The sequence below is a fragment of the Roseiarcus fermentans genome, assembly GCF_003315135.1.
In the GTDB taxonomy this organism is placed as follows: Bacteria; Pseudomonadota; Alphaproteobacteria; order Rhizobiales; family Beijerinckiaceae; genus Roseiarcus; species Roseiarcus fermentans.
Genome location: NZ_QNRK01000032.1, coordinates 38,746 through 57,906, shown reverse-complemented (window position 1 = coordinate 57,906; position 19,161 = coordinate 38,746). Strand labels below are relative to the sequence as shown.

General features: G+C 68.2%; 18 protein-coding genes and 1 pseudogene. 6 read left to right on the top strand and 13 right to left on the bottom strand.

The genetic code is table 11. The features are described 5' to 3' along the window. Window positions 1-11 precede the first annotated feature (11 nt). The 5 genes from DFR50_RS23470 to DFR50_RS23450 form a co-directional block, all read right to left on the bottom strand. Window positions 12-239 carry a hypothetical protein gene (locus DFR50_RS23470; RefSeq protein ID WP_113891694.1) on the bottom strand — a complete coding sequence of 76 codons (228 nt, stop codon included), beginning with the start codon at window positions 237-239 and terminating at the stop codon, window positions 12-14. 384 nt (window positions 240-623) lie between these two features. Beyond that, window positions 624-836: a cold-shock protein gene (locus DFR50_RS23465; protein ID WP_113891693.1), complete on the bottom strand. Its 213-nt coding sequence runs from the start codon at window positions 834-836 to the stop codon at window positions 624-626. A gap of 309 nt (window positions 837-1,145) precedes the next feature. Beyond that, on the bottom strand, window positions 1,146-1,949 hold the full coding sequence (locus DFR50_RS23460) for a bestrophin-like domain (protein ID WP_113891692.1): 804 nt from the start codon (window positions 1,947-1,949) through the stop codon (window positions 1,146-1,148). Between the two features lie 48 nt (window positions 1,950-1,997). Next, window positions 1,998-2,330 (bottom strand): hypothetical protein, encoded by a 333-nt coding sequence (locus DFR50_RS23455; protein WP_425376089.1) that lies wholly within the window; start codon window positions 2,328-2,330, stop codon window positions 1,998-2,000. A 919-nt stretch (window positions 2,331-3,249) separates the two neighbouring features. Further along, window positions 3,250-3,891 carry a LysE family translocator gene (locus DFR50_RS23450; protein ID WP_113891691.1) on the bottom strand — a complete coding sequence of 214 codons (642 nt, stop codon included), beginning with the start codon at window positions 3,889-3,891 and terminating at the stop codon, window positions 3,250-3,252. Between the two features lie 268 nt (window positions 3,892-4,159). Here DFR50_RS23450 and DFR50_RS23445 point away from each other — a divergent pair, with 268 nt between their 5' ends. The 3 genes from DFR50_RS23445 to gltS are packed head-to-tail and all read left to right on the top strand — an operon-like array spanning window position 4,160 to window position 7,300. Further along, a complete protein-coding gene (locus tag DFR50_RS23445; RefSeq protein ID WP_113891690.1) occupies window positions 4,160-5,044 on the top strand; it encodes a transglutaminase family protein in 885 nt (294 codons plus the stop codon). After that, on the top strand, window positions 5,041-6,036 hold the full coding sequence (glsA, locus tag DFR50_RS23440; RefSeq protein ID WP_210209016.1) for a glutaminase A: 996 nt from the start codon (window positions 5,041-5,043) through the stop codon (window positions 6,034-6,036). The genes DFR50_RS23445 and glsA overlap by 4 nt, the downstream gene beginning before the upstream one ends. Window positions 6,037-6,094: 58 nt before the next feature. Then, the gene (gene gltS, locus DFR50_RS23435; RefSeq protein ID WP_113891689.1) at window positions 6,095-7,300 is read left to right on the top strand and encodes a sodium/glutamate symporter; all 1,206 of its coding nucleotides are present in this window, start codon (window positions 6,095-6,097) and stop codon (window positions 7,298-7,300) included. A gap of 208 nt (window positions 7,301-7,508) precedes the next feature. Here the strand turns inward: gltS and DFR50_RS23430 are convergent, their stop codons facing one another. From DFR50_RS23430 to DFR50_RS23420, 3 genes are read right to left on the bottom strand one after another with little or no spacing between them, the layout of a single operon-like run. Further along, window positions 7,509-8,429, bottom strand: a complete 921-nt coding sequence (locus DFR50_RS23430) for a sugar kinase (RefSeq protein ID WP_113891688.1) — start codon at window positions 8,427-8,429, stop codon at window positions 7,509-7,511. After that, window positions 8,426-9,034 (bottom strand): LysE family translocator, encoded by a 609-nt coding sequence (locus DFR50_RS23425; protein WP_113891687.1) that lies wholly within the window; start codon window positions 9,032-9,034, stop codon window positions 8,426-8,428. Before DFR50_RS23425 ends, DFR50_RS23430 begins: the two co-directional genes overlap by 4 nt. Next, entirely contained in the window at window positions 9,034-9,765 is a 732-nt protein-coding gene (locus tag DFR50_RS23420) for a TerC family protein (RefSeq protein ID WP_113891686.1), read from the bottom strand. The genes DFR50_RS23425 and DFR50_RS23420 overlap by 1 nt, the downstream gene beginning before the upstream one ends. Window positions 9,766-10,497: 732 nt before the next feature. Between DFR50_RS23420 and DFR50_RS31625 the strand changes: the two genes are divergently transcribed. Then, window positions 10,498-11,178 carry a hypothetical protein gene (locus tag DFR50_RS31625; protein ID WP_147262877.1) on the top strand — a complete coding sequence of 227 codons (681 nt, stop codon included), beginning with the start codon at window positions 10,498-10,500 and terminating at the stop codon, window positions 11,176-11,178. Between the two features lie 373 nt (window positions 11,179-11,551). Here the strand turns inward: DFR50_RS31625 and DFR50_RS33705 are convergent. The 5 genes and pseudogenes from DFR50_RS33705 to DFR50_RS23400 all read right to left on the bottom strand — a co-directional run. After that, a pseudogene (locus DFR50_RS33705) lies at window positions 11,552-11,809 on the bottom strand (ScoMcrA-related endonuclease); the annotation flags it as partial. Window positions 11,810-11,984: 175 nt separating this feature from the next. After that, on the bottom strand, window positions 11,985-13,142 hold the full coding sequence (locus DFR50_RS23415; protein WP_170153360.1) for an extracellular catalytic domain type 2 short-chain-length polyhydroxyalkanoate depolymerase: 1,158 nt from the start codon (window positions 13,140-13,142) through the stop codon (window positions 11,985-11,987). An 86-nt stretch (window positions 13,143-13,228) separates the two neighbouring features. Next, the gene (locus DFR50_RS23410; RefSeq protein ID WP_113891728.1) at window positions 13,229-13,708 is read right to left on the bottom strand and encodes a ferritin-like domain-containing protein; all 480 of its coding nucleotides are present in this window, start codon (window positions 13,706-13,708) and stop codon (window positions 13,229-13,231) included. Window positions 13,709-13,787: 79 nt separating this feature from the next. Further along, window positions 13,788-14,675 (bottom strand): 2Fe-2S iron-sulfur cluster-binding protein, encoded by an 888-nt coding sequence (locus tag DFR50_RS23405; protein ID WP_113891727.1) that lies wholly within the window; start codon window positions 14,673-14,675, stop codon window positions 13,788-13,790. Window positions 14,676-14,988: 313 nt separating this feature from the next. After that, complete coding sequence (locus tag DFR50_RS23400) at window positions 14,989-15,456, bottom strand: SRPBCC family protein (RefSeq protein ID WP_113891684.1); 468 nt, start codon at window positions 15,454-15,456, stop codon at window positions 14,989-14,991. A 56-nt stretch (window positions 15,457-15,512) separates the two neighbouring features. On the opposite strand from DFR50_RS23400, the gene DFR50_RS23395 reads away from it, so the two are divergent. Together DFR50_RS23395 and DFR50_RS23390 are read left to right on the top strand one after the other, a co-directional pair. Then, a complete protein-coding gene (locus DFR50_RS23395) occupies window positions 15,513-16,598 on the top strand; it encodes an adenylate/guanylate cyclase domain-containing protein (protein ID WP_113891683.1) in 1,086 nt (361 codons plus the stop codon). A gap of 269 nt (window positions 16,599-16,867) precedes the next feature. Then, the gene (locus tag DFR50_RS23390) at window positions 16,868-19,147 is read left to right on the top strand and encodes a hybrid sensor histidine kinase/response regulator (RefSeq protein ID WP_113891682.1); all 2,280 of its coding nucleotides are present in this window, start codon (window positions 16,868-16,870) and stop codon (window positions 19,145-19,147) included. Window positions 19,148-19,161: the final 14 nt, after the last annotated feature.

Below are 19,161 nucleotides of genomic sequence, written 5' to 3'. Positions count from 1 at the left end.
CGCCGCGGCCGTTACGCCTGGGCCGCTTCGGGCTTCAACCGCCACATCTGAAAGCCCGCTGTGCCGATTGCGCGCTCGATCATCCGGCGGGGAATCCCATGCGGCAGCGACGCGCCCGGCGGCGATCCGGAGACCAGTCGCCACGGGCCGGCGCGATCGGGCAGCCGGGTTCCGGCGATGTCGCCGGCGAAAGCGTGAAGGCCCTGGCGGGTCTGCGACTCAAAGACGAAAATGCGCATGAGGTTCTCTCGTGGTCACCGGTCTCGGCCGGGCGGAGCAGCAGGCCCGGCTCAGCGCGTCGCGCCGGGCGTTCGCATCTTCGCCGCCGCGATTGGACCCCCGCGGATCATGCGCGCAGTCGGGCGCGACGAATGGCTTCGCGCATGGGTTTGCGGATCGTCCGAGGTCTTTCGCAGGCCCCGAAGGCGCTGAGGCGGCGCGCGCTCGCGTCGCTGCGTCTCGACTCGGACACGGCTGCCGCCGGGATCTCCGCTCGAACCCGCTCGTCCAGAACGTCTCCGGCCCGCGAGGCGCTCGCAGGCCGGAGGTCAACAGCAGAACATCTTCGCCGGCCGGCGTCGCCCGCGCATCCGCGATCGACGCCGTGCGCACGGCGGTCGGTCTCAGGCGGCCTCGAGGTTGCCGGCCGCGCTCTTGCCCGTGCGCCGGTCGGCGATGATCTCGTAGCTGATCTTCTGGCCCTCTTTCAGGCTTTGCATGCCGGCGCGCTCAACCGCGCTGGCGTGAACGAATACGTCGGCTCCCCCGTCGTTCGGCTGGATGAAACCGAAGCCCTTGTCGGAGTTGAACCACTTTACAGTACCAGTCGTCTTCATTTTAGTTCCTTGCGCCCGAGGCGCATCTATTCCTGCGCCGCGAAGCGCAGGAGGTCAGTCCAATCGAGGTTCGGATAAAAGAAACGCCACGACACCCGCGCGACGCGGAGACGTAATCTACAGCCCTTCGGCCAAAACTTCGATACGCGCTTCTAGATTAGGATCAGGTCTTTTTCAAGAGTTATTCCCGTTTCAGCAAAAATGCGCCGCCCCGGGGCCTGCCGCCGCCGACCACATTTGGTATGGAGCGCGGCCGGCGAGCGCCCCTGCCCGGCGCCGAATCCGGGTGCGCCGCGAGCCATGCGCGGTTCAGCCCGCGCCCGAACGGCGCTCCGTCTCGGCGGTGATCTCGTCCCCCAGCGCCAGGGCGCCGAGCACGCCGTCGAAGCCGGTCCGCGGCAGCCGGAACACGCCGACATAGGGGTCGCTCAATTCCAGAATGAGAAACGCCGCGCTTCCGACCGACAGCGCGCCGAGCGCCGCCATCACGATGGTCAGGGTGTTGGCCGGCGACCCCAGGCCGTAGCCGAAGAACAGGACGCACGACCAGCCGACGACCACGGTGAGCAGAAGGTTCGGGATCGGATCGACCAGGCTGCGGATCATCGTCAGTTGGGTATCGACGATCGTGCTGAAATGGTCCCTCGCAGCGGCGAGATGCTGGCGCTGGTCGTCGTTGACCGGGCGCAGCGCGGTGAAGACGGCCCGCATCGGCAGAACTTCCGCCGGCAGGTCGCCGACCGCGACCATGCGCCGCCCCTTGGGATCGTCGATCCAGAGCCGCGCCCGCGCGCGCTTCAGGATCTGATGGATCTCGCGCCGGCCCGCCGCGGCTTCCGGACCATAGCCCGCCAAGGCGAGGTCGAGCAGCACGATCGCGCGCCCGATCGTCTGAAGTTCGGCCTGCTGCCCCATGAACTGCCCGTGCGCCGTCCAGATCAGCAGACCGAGGACGAGCGCGAGCAGCGTCGCGTCGAGCCCGACCACCGAGCCGATCATGCCCTTGGACGCGGTGACGTAATCGGCCGGCAACAGGTCCCCGAGACCGAATCCGACCAGCGCGAACGCGAAGGTCACGAGCGCGACGATCGCGGCGCGATACAGGAAAACCATCTTGCCCCTCCCGGCGCCGGCGAAGCCCGGCGCCGCATCGAAGCGCGCTCAGGCCGGTCGCGCAAGCAGGGCCGCCGCGATCGCCGCCCACTCCTCCTCGAGCGTCGTCCGGCACACCGGCCTGCCGGCGCGGCGGTACCAGTAGGCGGCGTTGCCGGCGTCGCCCTCCTTGCGGTGCAGATAGGCGTGAACCCAGTCCCCCTCCCGGCTTTCGTCGTCCTGAGCGGCCTGGTGCGCGCCGTCCCAGTCGCCCTTGCCGTCGCGCCACAAGGCCGTCAGCGCGAGGCCGAGGGCGTCGGGCGGCGCGGGGGCGGCGAGCGAGGCGCGGAAGGCGGCGAGGTCCATGGCCGCCAGCGTGGCGCCGAACGAGGGCGCGGTCAAAGGGATCCGTGTCCTTCGCCCCGCGCCTCGTGGTCAAAAACGACGACAATGTCTTTGGATTTGGTCTTCTTTGTTCTATGTTCGTTCCATGGTCGCTGTCGGGAAGGATCCGCTCGTGCGCGAGTGCTTCGCCATACCCCGTCGGCGGCGCGCGGGCGCGGCGGCGTGGATGGCTAGTCGCTTTGCTGCCCGCAAGGACGGCGTTCTACGCTGAAAACATGGTATTAACTTGAAGACTCTGGCGCAACCATCTGAAAAGATTGAATTTGTGCCCAGCGCGCCGGAGGCGCGCCGCTTCGGAATGCGCTCACAACCGGCGAACCGCGCGACAACCGCCCGTAACTCCCAAGGTGGGGTGAAGAACGCCGTTATCGCGAGCGACCCCCGGGTCGAAGAGCCCGGGGGGAAGCGATCCAGGGCCGCTGGGCCGCTGTTGCGCCCTCTGATCGTCCCGCCGCCCTTCGTCGCGAGCAGAAGACGGAGCAATTTTTTCCGCAGTCAGCAACCGGCGGCATGGGTTGCTTCGTCCCCCCGGGCTCTTCGACCCGGGGGTTGCTCCTCGCAAAGACGGGGTTGCGAGTTGCAACCGCCCGTAACACCCAAGCCGCCGCCGTCATCGCGAGGAGCGAAGCGACGTGGCGATCCAGGGGCGGGGCCGAGGTCTGCCGTCTGGCCGGGCGGCGCCGCGCTTCAACGTCGTCGCAGGCGGCCCCTGGATCGCCGCGTCGCCCTTCGGGCTCCTCGCGAGGACGGCGGGAAGCGTCATCGCCCCCACCTCGGCATTGACGACCGCCCGTCATTCCCAAGGCGCGCCATGGCTTGGGAGTTGCAACCGCCCGAAAAATCCCGCGCAACCGTCTGAAAGGATTGATTCCGCGCCCGAGGCCCGGTGGCGCGCACGGATGCCGCGTCGCCGCGGTCAGCGGCCGCGGCTGAACGCCAGCCTCAGCGCGAAGGCGCTCATCAGCGCGGCGAAGGCGTAGTCGAACAGGCGCAGCGCGCGCGGATTGGCCCTGGCGGCGGCGACGAAGCGGCCAGCGACCAGGATGACGACCGCATTGACCGCGGTCGTGATGGCGATGAAGCCGAGGCCGAGCACGAACAGCTTCGCGCCGGCGTGGGGATCGCGCGCTTCGATGAACTGCGGCAGGAAGGTCACGAAGAAGATCACGATCTTCGGGTTCGTGAGGTTGATCAGGAGGCCGTTCAAAAATGCGCCGCGGAGCCCCCCCGCCCCGGTCCCGGCCTTGACCTTGAGCGCCGTCCCGTGGCGCAGCGCAGCGACGGCGAGCCAAAGGAGATAGAGCGCGCCGGCGATTCTGACCGCCTGATAGCCTGCGGCCGAGGCCGCGAGCAGCGCCGAGAGCCCGAGCGCGGCCGCGCAGCTATGGACGACGAGGCCGGCGTTGGCCCCGGCCTGCGCGGCGAACCCCTGCCCTCTGCCGCCGGCGAGCGTACGCGACAGGAACAGCGCCATGTCGGCGCCCGGGGTCGCGGCGAGCAGCACGCAGGCGAGGCCATAGCCGAGGGCGAGCGCGGGGCTGGGAAAGAACGGAGCCATGGGCGCCGAGGGTGGCGCCGAAGGCGGCCGGGGTCAAAGGCCCTTCTCCGCGAAGCGGGGAAGGTGGCGCGAAGCGCCGGATGGGGTGCGGAAAGCAGGTATGGCCCGAGCGAGGTTCGCGGTGACGGTCGTGCAATCCGACCCGAGGTCGCGTCGGCGGCCCACGCCCCATCCGGCCTTCGGCCACCTTCCCCAGCAAGGCTGGGGAAGGCTCTGCGCGCCGGCGCCGCTCGACACGTCGGCGCGCGGCCTTGCTATAGTGGCGGCCATGGCCAGAATCAAAATCGTCCACACGACGGAATACCGCTACCGCAATCCGGTCGGCCTCGGCCGCCACCGGCTGATGCTGCGCCCGGACGACAGCCACGACCTGAGACTCCACGAGGCCGTTCTCGCGGTCGATCCGAAGCCGTCGCTGATCCACTGGACCCACGACGCCTACGACAATTCGGTGTGCTTCCTCGAATGGCCGGAGACGCTGCGCGCCGACCGCCTGACCATCGTTTCGACCCTCGACCTGACCCATCACCCGGACGGGCCGCCGGCGCCGGTCTACAGCCTCGACCCGAGCGCCGAGTTCTTCCCCTTTTCCTACGACCTCGAGGACCTTCCCGACGTCGCCCGGCTCGCCGAGCGGCAATTGCCCGATCGCAACCGGACGGTTCACGCCTGGGCGCGCCGCTTCGTCGCCGACGTGCGCAACGCCCGCACCCTCCACGTCCTCGAGGCGATGACCCACGCGATCAAGGCCGAGTTCCGCTACGGCGCGCGGCACGAGGAAGGCACGCAGACGGCGGCCGAGACGCTGGCGCTCGGCACGGGCACCTGCCGCGACCTCGCGGTGCTGATGATGGAGGCGTTGCGGAGCTTCGGAGTCGCGACGCGCTTCGTCACCGGCTACCTCTACGACGACCTCAGCGGCGAGACGCGCGGCGGCGGCAGCACCCACGCCTGGTGCGGCGTCTACCTGCCGGGCGCGGGCTGGGTCGAATACGACCCGACCAACGGCCTGATCGCCGGCGCGAACCTGATCCGCGTCGGCATGACGCGCACCGCGGCGCAGGCGATCCCGGTCGCCGGCGGTTATGTCGGCGGCGCCGACGATTCCGAGGGCCTGTGGGTCGACGTGACGGTCACGGGAGCGAAATCGTGAGCGCCGGCGACGCCCGCGCGACGCCGGGCTTCGTCTCGACCGGGCGCCTGCCGGCCCCCGAAACGGTCGCGGCCCTGGTCGACGAGGCCTTCGCACGCTTCCGGGGCGATACCGACGGCGCCGTCTCGAGCGTCTATCCGACGCTGGCCCGCGCGCCCGCCGACGGCTTTGGCCTGTGCGTCGCCGGAACGAACGGGGCCGTTCACACCGCCGGCGACTGGGACACGCCCTTTACAATCATGAGCGTATCAAAACCGTTCGTGTTCGCGCTCGTCTGCGACCGCCTCGGCGCAGACGCTGCGCGCGAAGCCATCGGCGTCAACGCCACCGGCCTGCCGTTCAACGCGCTCGCGGCGATCGAGCGCGACGCGCACGGCCGCACCAATCCGATGGTCAATCCCGGCGCCGTCGCCACGACCAGCCTCGTCCCGGGCGCTCGCCTCGACGAACGCTGGGCCTTCCTGCGGGACGGGCTGTCGCGCTTCGCCGGCCACGCGCTGGCGCTCGACGAGGAGGTGCTCGCCTGCGCGCTCGAAAGCAACGCGCGCAACCGGGCGATCGCCCAGCTTCTGCACAGCTACGGCCGGATCGCCGGCGATCCGGCGGAGGCGCTCGAGCTCTACACCCGGCAATGCGCGCTGACCGTGACGGCGAAGGACCTCGCCGTCATGGGCGCGACGCTGGCCGACGGAGGGGTCAATCCGCTGACCCGGACGCGGGTGGTCGAGCCGGAGAGCGGCAAGCGCGCGCTCGCGGTCATGGCGACGGCGGGCCTGTACGAAACCTCCGGCGACTGGCTCTATGACGTCGGCCTGCCGGGCAAGAGCGGCATCGCCGGCGGGATCGTCGCCGTCTCGCCCGGCAAGGGGGCGCTCGGCGCCTTCGCGCCGCGCCTCGACGCCGCCGGCAACAGCGTCAAGGGGCAGCTCGCGGCCCGCTTTCTGTCCGAGGGACTGGGCCTGAGCCTGTTTGCCTCCAGCGCCGAAGCGTGATTGAAGCGCCGGCCGCGGAGTCGACGCGGGCGCCCGGGGTCCGGAGACGAAACCGAACATGACGTCGATTCAGGTCCCCGGGCTTCTGAGCTTCACCATCGCCATCGTCGTGTTCTTCGTCGGCGCGGGCGTCAACAGCGCGATCAAGCCGCTGAAGACCTGGAACATCCCGGAGGCGGTGACCGGCGGCATGCTGGCGGCGGCGGCGACGCTGGCCGCCTATCTCGTCTTCGGGATCGAGGTGAATTTCTCGCTCGAAGCGCGCGACATGCTGCTGCTCTATTTCTTCACCGGCATCGGCCTCAACGCCCGGCTCGACGACCTGATCTCGGGCGGAAAACCGTTCCTGATCCTGCTCGGGCTGACGCTGGTCTATCTCGTGCTCCAGAACGTCATCGCGGCGGGCGGGGTTTTCGCGCTCGGCCTTCCCGCCGGCATGACCCCGCTGCTCGGCTCCGCCGCCCTGATCGGCGGCCACGGCACGACGATCGCCTGGGCGCCGATCATCGCCGAGCGGTTCGGCCTGAGCAACGCGCTCGAGGTCGGCGTCGCCACCGCGACGCTCGGGCTCGTGGTCGCGAGCCTCGTCGGCGGCCCGATCGCCGGATATCTGATCCGACGCTACGCCCTCGCAGGGCCGAAGGCGCCGGATCCGGTGGTCGGCGTGCCGGACGATCCGGCCGACAAATACGCCGACGACCTCAACCACATCACCTTTTTGCGCACCTTGCTGATTCTCAACCTGGTGATCCTGATCGGCTTCGCGTTGCAGGAACTCGTCGATCGCGGCCCGATCAAGCTGCCGCTGTTCGTCATCTGCCTGCTGGTCGGCATCGTCGTCACCAACATCGTCCCGAGATTGCTCCCCGCCATGCAATGGCCGACCCGGTCGCGCGCGCTGGCGCTCGTGTCCGACCTGTCGCTCAACGTGTTCCTCGCCATGTCGCTGATGAGCATGCAGCTCTGGACGCTCGGCGGGCTCGGCCTCGCGCTGGTCGCGGTGCTCGCGGTCCAGACCGCCGCGGCGGTCGCCTACATCCTGTTCGCGGTCTTCCCGCTGATGGGGCGAACCTATGAGGCGGCGGTGATCTCCGCCGGCTTCACCGGCATCACGCTGGGCGCGACGCCGACCGCGATCGCCAACATGACCGCGGTCACCAAGCTGCACGGCGCCTGCGCCCGCGCCTTCATCATCCTGCCGCTGGTCTCGGCCTTCTTCATCGACATCGCCAACGCGGTCGCGATCGGGCTGATGGTGAGGTAGGGGCGGACGAGCGCGGAGAGCGGCCGTCTATTCCCTCTCCCCGCTTGCGGGGAGAGGGTTAGGGTGAGGGGCGCGGGGATTGGCCGCGGCGGCTCGTCCCCCAAGCCCCTCATCCCGGCCTTCTCCCCGCAGGCGGGGAGAAGGGGCGAGAGGCGCCCGTCTTTCGACGGACAAGGGGTGCGCGAGACGCGCGCCCTCCCATGAAGCTTCACCCGCCCGCCAGCGCCGCCTCGACCTCCGCCCTCCGCGGCAGCGGCGCGACGGCGCCGTAGCCCAAGGTCGACAGCGCCGCCGCGACATTGGCGAAGCGGGCGGCGGCGAAGGGATCGGCGGTGCGCACGAATTCGCCGAGGAAAGCGCCGTCGAAACAGTCGCCGGCGCCGGTCGCGTCGACGGCCGCGACCGCGCGCGGCGCGATCCGCTCGCGCCGCGAAGCGGTCGCCGCCAGCGCGCCCGCCTTGCCGAGTTTCACCACGACGAGGCGCGCGCCGAGGCGGAGGTAGAAGTCGGCGATTGCGTCCGGGTCCGTCAGCCCCGCGAGCTCGCGCGCGTCGTCGAGGCCGGGAAGGGCGATGTCGCACGACCGCATCGCCTCGTGGATCACCGCGCGGGCCCGCCGCAGCGGCCAGAGCTTCAGCCGCAGATTGGGATCGTAGGAGACGAGCCGCCCGGCCTCGTGGGCGATGTCGATGGCGGCGAACACCGCATCGGCGGCCGAGGACGAGATCGCCTGGCTGACGCCGGAGACGTGAAGGATCTGCGTGGCCTTGATCCGATCGACCGGCAGGTCGCTCTCGCCGATCCGGCTCGCCGCCGAGCCCGCCCGCAGGTAGGAGAACTGGTGGCCGTCGGTCCCGTGGGTGACGAAATAGAGCCCGGTGTGCGCCCCGCCGTTGATGACGACCCGGCTCGCGTCCACCCCTTCCCGGAGCCACAGTTCGGTCAGCGCGTGACCGAACCGGTCGGCGCCGATGGCGGTGAAATAGGCGGCGTCCGCCCCGAGGCGGGCCGCCGCGATCATCGCGTTCGAGGTGTCGCCGCCGAACCCCTGCACGAACGGCGCGGCGTCGTTCGCCTGATTGAGTTCGACCAGCGGTTCGCCGATCGCGAGCAGGTCGGACACGCTCATCGCGTCGCCACCGCGACCGCGACCCCGGCCATCACGCCCGCGGCTGTGCGGTGGGCGATGCGCATGGCTTTGGCCGACCGGAACAGCGCGCGCGCCCGGTTGGCGGCCAGCGCATAGGCCGCGAGCGTTCCCGCGATCACCGGAATCGAGATGGCGAGCAGAACCGCGATGCCCGCCGCCGTCAGGCTTTTCACGTCGACCACGAGCGGCATGATCGACAGGAAGAACACCATCACCTTCGGGTTGCCGAGCGTCAGGGAGAGCGAGCCCAGGAATGCGCGAGCCCCACGCGAGGCGGGCGGCGGCGCTTCGCCCCGCGCGGCCGGCGCGGTCGCCGTGCGCCAGGCGAGATAAAGCAGATAGGCGGCGCCGGCGTATTTGACCGCAGTGAAGGCGCCGGCGAAGGCGTTGGCGAGCGCGGCGAGGCCGGTCCCGGCGACGAGCAGCCAGATCATGTCGCCGACCACGTAGCCGAGGATGAACGGGGCGACGCCGACCAGGCCGTAGGCGAGCACCCGCGCCACCAGCGCCGCGAGGCCGGGGCCGGGCGTGGCCACGGCGGCGAAATAGACCGCGGCGAAGAGAAGAAGCGAACCGGGCGTCATCAGACCTTCCGCTGCTTGCGCCGGGCGAGGGTGTTGAGCGTCTCGACCAGCGAGGAGAAGAACATCGCCGCGTAAATATAGCCCCTCTCGATATGGAAGCCGAAGCCGTCGGCGATCAAAGTCATGCCGATCATCAAGAGGAAGCTCAGGGCCAGCATCAGCACCGTCGGGTTGCGGTGGACGAATTCGCCGAGCGGCGCCGAGGCGATCATCATCAGGACAACGGCGACGGTCACGGCGACCACCATGATCGGGAAATGGTCGGTCATGCCGACCGCGGTGATGATGCTGTCGACCGAGAACACGATGTCGATCAGAATGATCTGGACGAGCGCCGCCAGCACGCCGAGGCGCGGGCCGGTCTGCGCGCCCTCCTGTTCGCCGTCGGGATCGACGCGCTCGTGAATCTCCCCGGTCGCCTTCCACACCAGGAACAGGCCGCCGGCGAGCAGCAGAAAGTCCCGCCCCGAGAAGGCGTGGCCCCAGACCGTCGCGAGCGGCTGCTTGAGGTGGACGATTTCGGCGGCGAAGGCGAGCAGGACGAGCCGGAACACCAGCGCCAGCGCAAGGCCGAGGGTGCGGGCGAGCGCGCGGCGGCTCTTGTCGACGCGATTGGCGAGAATGGCGATGAAGACGAGATTGTCGACCCCGAGCACCACCTCCATGGCGATCAGGGTCGCGAGCGCCGCCCAGGCGGATGGTTCGGCGACGAGCCGGGTGATCTCTTCCATGTCTTCGCCCCCTGCCCGGGCGTGCTGGAAAAGCGCCCGTGTCGGCGACGACGTTCATACGGAGTCGCGCCGCCGGTTTCCAGCCTCAGCACGCGCTCACCCCGACGGTCGGCGGCGGCGTGGGTCCGCAAGGCTTCTCCCCTTCCCCAGGCCCCGCCGGGGAGGGCGCGTGCGGCCCGGGGCGGTGGGATCGCGCGAACTTGGAGTCGCCTCCGCCTTCCGCCGCCGCGCCGCGCCCGTGGGCCAGGGCGGCCGAAACATGGCCCGGAGGCATTGGGTCTTTCTTAGATTTCCTCCTGCGGAATAAGACTTTTCAGTGCCTTGCGGGCGGCGCGGTGGGGAGGCTTTTCGCCCGGTCCCGCCTTGGCGCTGTCGGGCGACACGGAAGACTGCCCCCTTGGCGACAGGAGTAACTGCCCCCTGTCGTTTTAGGAGGGTTGGCCATGTTTGGAGAAGGGTTAGGCGTTCCGTCGCGTTTCGAGGAGCGGCGCATCCCCAGGCAGAAGGGGGCGGTTCCGAGGCAGTTCCGCATGTCGCTTGACACCAAGACCGCTCTCCGCGGAAGATACCGCCACAGTACCTCCTCGGCTCCCCCTATCGCCGGCAGACTCTTTCTAGTCCAACGCTTGACCGTCTGACCCCAGCGCGGCGCGGAAAACTTTACAGCGCTCCTGAAACACACTGCAATAACCTATTTTACTTTGTGCCAATTTTTCAGTGGGAGGAATGACAATGGCCAACGGCCTTTCAGACCCGCCTTTCTCACGAACCTTTGATCAATCCCTAGTAATCAGGCCACGGTTGCCAATTTATGACGGAATTTTCCACCTAGGCCCAGACACCTTGATAGCATCTCATCCGCCACACAAACATATTGCCGAACATCTTCATGATCATCTATATCATATGCATATCAGGTATGGTTTTGAACTTCCCGCTCAGCCTCTGCATTTCATTCCGGACAGCGGAACTGCTCTCCAAGTGGCAATGGCGATCGATGTTTCTCAACGGGTAGATTGCAATCCGGTGTTCGTGGCAAAAGGTAATAACGGAGAGGGCATTTGCCTTAAGATAGCCGGGCAAGATGTGCATTGGGTACACGATGACGAGGTCGCGAAAAAAGCGACCGAATTGTATCAAGCAACCGGCCGTACAATTTCGCCAAATGTAAGATTCATAGGGTTCTCTACCAGCGATCTTGATGAGCGTCGATTACGAAAATATACTGCAGACGAACTAAAGGCAGTCATTGGCAATGGGCTTCGGGTGGATCAGCATTTTCAGGCCACATGGATTGAGCCTAAAGAAACACCAATCGCACCGTATGATGTCACGATATTTTTGTCGGACGACGTATCGGAGTACTATACGTTCTTTGAACTATTTCCGACCGTAAAACTCGGGCTATTTTGAAGATGGAGGCACGATTGGATACGGTGCTCTGCGGTAATATGCTTGGGGAAAGAGGTCATGAAAGAAGCGAAGCCAGCTATATGTCAATTGTTGTCACACAATCAGATGAAACGCCGGAAGGTCCAGCTATAAACGCGTTTGTTGTGATCGACTATAACTTCACACCTCCGAGAGCCAGATATGTTTCTTGGATAAATTTATTTGACGTCGAATATGCAGCACGATTTGATGCGCGATGGCACACGGTCGAGCCGCCCTCAGCTGTAAGGGAACGTGTCAGGTGGTTCCCGTACGGATGGAATGGCGAGACGCTGCGATCGGTCGCGGATTAGCAAGTTTGAGATGATAGAGTTCCCCTGCTTTGCCGTTCGCCCTAAACGTAGGCATCGGCTTGATGTGGGTCGGACTGTGAATTCCGTGAAGCGCAACGCTTGATCGTTGGCTTTCCGCCGTGGAAGTCATTCCGCCCGAGCGGCTGCCATGCCTCTCCAGAGTACTTTTGCCCAACACCAAGGACCGCCATGGATGAGTAGGCTTTGCCATCGAAGAGCACAAAGTGGGTTCTAGCTTGGCGGAATTCGTGGCGGTGCAAGAACTCGTCCTCGCCGAGACGTTCTTGCTCAGCCATTGCTGCGACAACCCCCGTCGCGCGTTACGTCCTCAATGCCCATTTGAAATCCTCGCGCATACAATACAGGACATTGTCATATTTCAACTCAAAGACGGGGCTTGGAAGGGGTTCGGCGGTACGGGTGGCGACACGTCCAGAAGCACAGCCGGGGGAGGCCGCGGCCGGGCGTCGCGCCTCACCTCCCCTCGAGCCGCTCGATCATCCTCCAGATCGCCTCGACCTGCACGCCCTTCCTCGTCAGATACTGCGTGTCGCCCGCGTAGCCCCACCAGTTCCAGCACCCCATCGGGTTCAGGGCCGACGGGCCGAAGCGCACGAGGGCCGCGGGCGCCTCGGACAGGTTGGTCGCGTGCGCCTGCGGGTAGAGCAGCACGATCCGATTCGCGTCCGCCCACGGGTCGAGCCCGATCTTTCCGTAGACCGTGTCGCCGACCGTTTCCGCCGATTGCGTGCAGCCGTGCAGCACGACCTGGAGGCGGCATCGTTCGGGCGCGCCCGCCTCGCACGCCTTCGGCACGTAGAGATAGCCGGTCTCCGACAGGCCGTTGGCGAGCGCGTCCCGGCCGGAGACGAATTCGCTCTGGTCGAACGGGACAATGCGGCCGGTCGCCGCCGCCGCGGCGGGTTTCAGGCGCGGCCCGTAGAGCGCCGAAAATTCCGCCCCGGCCTGGTCGTAGCCGCAGGCGTTGACGAACGGGGGCGCGTTGGAAGCGCAGGCGCCGCCGAAGGTTTTGGTCACCCAGCCGTGTCCGGCGCCGGCGGCCGGCCCGGAATGGTCGACGAAGGTCACGTTGGCCGGCCGCACGCCGAGGGCGAGATAGAGGTCGCGCGCCATGCCGACCGTCGCGGAACCGACGAAGGCGTCCGAGCCGCCGCTGAAGAGATAGACCTTCGCCCGCCCGAGGTTCGAGGGCTGGTCGATCCAGCCCCTGGCCGCGAACGTCTCGACGGTCGCCTTGTAGGGGCCGACGTCGCCGAGCATGACCGGCGGCGTCATGCAGCGCAGGGTCGCGAGCGTTGCGCTCGCCGTCACGCCGTCGGCGGTCACGGACTCGACGGCGACGCCGTAGAGGCCGCCGGCGACCAGCGCCGCGCCCGCCACCCCGGCGGAATGGGCGATGTGAATCTGGTTCGCCATGAAGGCGCCGGACGAGAACCCCGCGACCGTAACCTGCGCAGCGTCGATCGGCAGCGGGCCGAGCCGCTCCGCCGCCCCAGCCGGCGCTGCGACCAGGAAGGCGACGGCCGCGGCGCGCCATCGGCGGGTTCGGCGCGCAGGCTCGCCGCGCGCGGCCGCGCAAGCCCTCGACCCTGGCGTACAGGCGCGACGCATCGGGGACCCCCGGAAAGCCCTTTGCCTTTCGGGCGATCATAGCCGGATTCGCGCGCGCCGGGCAATTTGTCCGGGCGTTCGGCCGCTCAGGCGTCGATCGGCAGCGGCCGCCCGGCCTTGTGCGCCGCGATCCACTTCTCGAGCGCGGCGACGTGCTCGGATTCCTCTGCGACGAATTCCTTCGCCAGCACCTTGATCTCCGGGTCGTCGGTGGTATCCAGCACGGCCTGATAATAGCGCAGGCCCGCCAGTTCCGCCTGCAGCGCGACCTCGAGCGCCTCGCCGCGCCCGAGCATCGGGTCGGCCGCCCAGATCGCCGCCGCCTCCGGGCTCTCGAGGTCCGGCCAGACGAAGTCGGACGGGCTGAGCTTCGGGATGTCGCGGAAGCCGGAGCGCGCCTGGGCCTCGGCCTGGTGCATCCGCGAGTAGTCTGACAAACGCCGGAACAGCTTGGCGACGGCGGCGTTGCCGCTCGCCAGCATCGCGTCGGCGAGCTGGCCGAAGCGGTCGGCGGCTTCGCTTTCGAGCTTGACCGCATAAGCGAGAAATTCCTCGACCGATTCCATCATCTCTCCTCCAACGAACGTATCCACGCCCCGGCGGCGAGCCGCCGGGGCGTGGAAGCGGGAAACCTGCGGCCGGCGCTCAGTGCTTGGCCGCCCATTCCTCACGGGTGATCCAGGCCTCGAGCACCTTCACCCGCTCGCCCTCGGCCTTGATGAACGGGCGCGCGGCCTTGGCGACCTCGGGCGATTTCGCCGTCGCCTCGGCGGCGACGTAGAACTCGTAGCACCGGCGCTCGCCCATCAGCGACGCCTTGAGCGCGTCGAGCCGCGACAGCGTGGCGTCGCCCGCCCACAGGGCGTCGGCCTCCGGCGTCGCATAGTGCGGCCAGACGTAGTCGTCGGGGACCTCCTTGTCCGCGTCGGCGCCGGCCGCCTGCGCCTTGGCGCCCTCGGCCAGCGTGCGCGACTGACCGGCGAGCTGGGTGAACAGGGTTGCGAGATCGTCGGCCTTGCTCGCGGTCATCGCCTTGGCGAGGTCGTCGAAATGCAGGGCGGCGTCGGCCTCCACCTTGGCGACGTAGCCGAGGAAGTCGGGGACGGTCGCGATCACCATGCCGCCCTTGTAGCGGCGCGCCGCCGGCGTCGTATGCGGAGCCACCGCGGGGAGCGACTTGTCGCCCTCGAAGCTGACGAGAATGTCCTCGTGGCGCACGAAGCACTGGCAGGCGAGACGATGCCGCGGCGGCATGTCGTTGACTTCGGCGTCGACGATTTCCTTCTTGGTGATCTTGCCGAGCTGCTTCAGCATCTCCTTTTCTTTCTCCGTCAGCGCGATCGCGTGGCGCGCCAGCGGATCGAGGTGCTTCACCTCGATCAGGCACGAGCCGCATTCGCCGTCCTGACAGTCGAACGGAATCGGAATTTTGTTGGCCTTGGCGATCGCCAGCACGGTGCCGCGGTCGCCCGCGACGGCGTAGACGGTGACGTCCCGCGCCATCGACGGGGATGAAAAGGTAATGTTGGCCATGACTCTCCTCTGGGGCGGCGCGACGCCGACCATGACGTCGCCCTTCCCGAGCAAGCCGCGGGCCAAAGGAGAAAACCCTGTGTTTTCATTGCCCTGAGCCAGCCTGCGGCCGGAGGCGGACACCGGCGTTGGCGTTTTGCCGACAGAAGGGAGCGAAACCCAACAGCCCATTGTCGATGACGCGCCCGACCGGGTCGCGGTCACGGTTCGCCGATCAGGGCCATGCCGAGGATCGCCATCGCGGCGCCGCGCCACACGGGCGCGGCGGGCCGCGTCCCGCTGCGAATCCAGACCATCGGCAGGATGGTCGGCCTTATCGGGCCGCGTGAATTCCGGCCGGGCCGCGATCCTCGCCCGGATCGTCGCCGGACGCCGCGGCGCCGAGCCGGTCGAGGTAATGCGCCCATCCGGCGCTGTGGCTGGCGCACTGGAGCGCGTCGGGCAGCCCGCTGTGGGTGAGGCGCAGCAGCGTGCCGCCGTTGCTCTCCACGAGGTCGATCTCGACGAGGCTCGATCCCGGCGGAACCGCGTCGTTCGCGTCCCAGCCGAAACTGTAGGCGAGGCGATGGACCGGCACGACCTCGCGGAACGCGCCGCGCGCCGCGCGCGCGTGATCGCCGCCAACCCCCCTGACCAGATAGAGCCCGTCGGGATGCGGCTCCGTCGCCGCCTCGGCGCCCATCCAGCTGATGATCCTTTCCGGATCGGTCAGGAAGGCGAAGACCGTGGCGCGCGGCGCCGCAATGTAGGTCTCGCGCCGGACGACGAGGGGGTCCGACATGGGCGCCTCCGATTAACCCCGTGACAAGAGCGCCCAGCCAAGCCGACAATCGCGGCATGCGCATGACCTCGACCCTCGCTTGGCTCGTGGACGACGCGGCGGACGCGGCCGACGCCGGCCAGTTCCTGGCCGCCCTCGCGGCCCGCCTCGTCGCCGACCGCCTGCCGCTCGCCGGCGGCGCCCTCGTCCTCGACGTCCCCCATCCGCTCGTCGCCCGCCGCGCCTTTCTGTGGCGCTCCGTGAGCGGCGACGTCATCGAGCGTGTTGGCTTCGCCTCGGAAGGCATAGCGCCCGCGAGCCCGCGGGGCTGGGCGGCTCGGCGCTGGCTCGCTGGCGTGGCGGCAGGCCCGGCGCGCGAAACCCCGGTCGGCCGGCGACCGGATGGGCCGACGCTGGCGTGGGTCGGACCGCGGCCGTTTACGCCGGAAGAGGAAGACGAACTCGATCTCGTGGCGCGTTTCAGCGCCGCGCCGCTCTCGGCGCTCGCGGCCCGGGCGACCCTGACGGCGGCGCTGGAAGCCTACATCGGCCGGCGGAGCGCGGCCCGGGTGCTCGCCGCGCCGCTCCGGCGCGACGAAGGCGAGACCATCGCGGCGGCGCTCCTCTACGCCGATCTGCGCGCCTTCACCGCGCTCTCCGAAAGCCAGCCCGCGGTCGCGGTGATCGCCGCGCTCAATCAATGGTTCGAGCGCATCGCCGGCGCCGTCCACGCCTACGGCGGCGAGGTGCTGAAATTCATCGGCGACGGCGTCCTGGCGATCTTCCCGGTCGTCCGGGAACCGCGGGTGGCCTGCGACGCGGCGATCAGCGCCGTCTCGGCCGCCCGGCTCGGCATGGCGCATCTGGACACCGAAAGGCGCGCCCAAGGGCTGCCGGCGCTGCCGTTCGGCGCGGCGCTGCATCTGGGCGAGATGGTCTGGGGCAATATCGGCGCCGCCGACCGTCTCGACTTCACCGCGATCGGCCCCGCAGTCAATCTGGTCAGCCGCCTCGAAGGCCTGTGCCGACCGCTTCACAGGACGGCGCTGGCGTCGGGCGCGCTCGCGGCGGAAACCGACGCGCCGCTGTCGGCGCTCGGAACCTACGCGTTGCGCGGAATCCCGGCGCCGTGCGCGGTGTTCGCGTTGCCCGAACTGCAATGAGTGCGGGCGAACGCCGTGGTCCCCGACCGGATCGCCGAACCGGCGGATAATACAAGGCCGGCGCGCCCGACGATCGGATATTTTCAGGCGCATTCATGAATTCCTATTTTGTAAACACCGATTCAAGCGTAACATCCATTGGTTTTTGCTGTCGATTGCGTGTGGGCGTATCGTTCGTTCAACAACTTTGCCAATGTTTCGATTGTCTTGGGCGACTCTGTCCGCCCACGCTGATGCGATTGCGCCTCGACTGTTTTGACGAGTGACACATGGTCGACACCGCGAAAGATGAATTGTGGGTCGTCAGGTGGACGACGGACGGCGCCGGCGCCGCCAGCTTTGACGAGACATGGTCGGACCTGACCGGTCAGACGCCGTCGGAGGCTTCGCCATGCGGCTGGCTGGACGCCATACACCCGGAGGACGCGCCCGCCGCGGCCGATGAATTGAGGGCGTGCCTCGCGCAGCGGACCGCCTTTCGCCACGCGGCGCGGGTGCGATTGCGGAACGGCTCCTACCGATGGATGCTCGGCGCGGGCGCGCCGCGCTTCGACGCCCTGGGATTCGTCGGTTTCGCCGGCGCGATCCTCGACATCCACCACAGCCGCGCGGCGCGGCGCGCTCTGAGCGACAAGGAAGAGAAGCTCCGGCTCGCACTCGCGGCGGCCGAGATGGGCACGTTCGTCTGGGACCTCGAACAGGAACGCTGCGAGCGCGACGCGCGCATGCTCGAACTGTTCGGCCGCCCGCCGGACGGCTCCCTGTCCCTGAACTCGGCGATCGAGCGGGACCTTCACCCTGAGGATCGCCAGCGGTTCGCGGACGCGCTTGCCCGCGCGCGCGACCCGGCCGGCGACGGCCGCCTGTGCGAGGACGTGCGCGTTCCGTGGCCGGACGGGACGATCCGCTGGCTCCAGATTTCCGCGCGCGTCCGCTTTTCCGAACAACCCCGGCGCCCTGTCCGAATGGTCGGGACCGCGATCGACGTCACCGCGCGCGAGAAGGCCAAGGACGCCATTCGCGAAAGCGAGGAGCGGCTGTCCCTTGCGCACGAACGCATGGCGGCCGCCCTGCGCGCGTCGCCGGTCGTGGCCTTCGAACACGACCGGGAGCTGCGCTTCATCTGGATCCAGAATCCCGCCCCCGACTTCAGGCCCGAGGACGTCGTCGGCAAGACCGTCTCCGAGGTCATCGAAAGCCCCGAGGACGCTCGTCCCGTCATAGCGATCAAGCAGCGCGTGCTCGAAACCGGCGTTCCGGCGCGGCAGGACTTGCAAATTCCGTTCAGGGGCGTGGCGCGCTGGTACGATCTGATCGTTCAGCCGCGCCGGAACGCCAGCGGGGAGATCGTCGGGCTCCTGTGCACGGCCACCGACATCACCGAGCACAAGCGGGCGGAGGAATCCCTGCAGGAGGCGGACCGTCGCAAGGACCAGTTCCTCGCCGTCCTCGGCCACGAACTGCGCAACCCCCTGGCGTCGATTCAGAACGGCGTCTCGACGCTGAGATTGGGGAACGGGCCCGCCGACCCGGACACGGCGGGACGGATCATCGACCTCATGGCGCGCCAGGCGGCCCATCTCGGCCGCCTCGTCGACGACCTCCTCGACGTTTCGCGCATCAACCGGGACAAGATCGAACTGCGCCGCGAGCCCGTGGACATCGGTTTCGCGGTGCGCGAGGCGTTGGAGACGACCCGGCCGCAACGCGACGACAAGCGCCTGCGCGTCGACGTGACGCTCCCCGCCGAGCCGCTGACGGTGACCGGCGATCCCACCCGTCTCTCGCAGGTCGTCACCAACCTGATCCACAATGCAATCAAGTATACGGACGACGACGGCTCGATCCGGATCCGCGTCGAGCGCGAGGACGAGCATGCGCTGGTGACGGTCGCCGACAACGGCGTCGGCATCGCCCCGGAGATTCTGCCGCGGGTGTTCGACCTGTTCATGCAGGCCGATCCCGCTCCGATGAGCGGCCTCGGCATCGGCCTCATGCTGTCGAAGCGACTGGTGGAGTTACACGGCGGGACCATCGAGGCGAACAGCCCCGGGCTGCACCAGGGAAGCGTCTTCACCGTCCGTCTTCCACTCCAGAGCCAAACGCCCGAGTCGAGCGTCCCGGGGGACGAGGGGAATCACGACGGCGCGGACATGGGCGTCAAGGTCCTGGTCATCGACGACAATCGGGACGTCGCCGACAGCTTCGCGACGTTGCTGAGGAGCTTCCGAGTCCCAGTCCGGGTCGCTTATAGCGGAAAGGCCGGCGTCGCGGCGGCGGCCGACTTCGGCCCCGACATCGCCTTCATCGACATCCGCATGCCCGGCATCGACGGCTATGAGACGGCGCGCCGCATCCGCGCGCTGCCGCTCGCACACAGGCCCACTCTCGTCGCCCTGTCGGGCCTCGCCCGGCGCGAGGGCGAGGAGACGGCCGAGGCGGCCAGGGCCGCCGGTTTCGACCTCCATATCAACAAACCCGCGAGCGTCGAAACGATCCGCGACGTGATCGCGAGGAACGCGGCGACAACCGTCTCGCCGAGTTGGTGACGGCCTTCGCGACG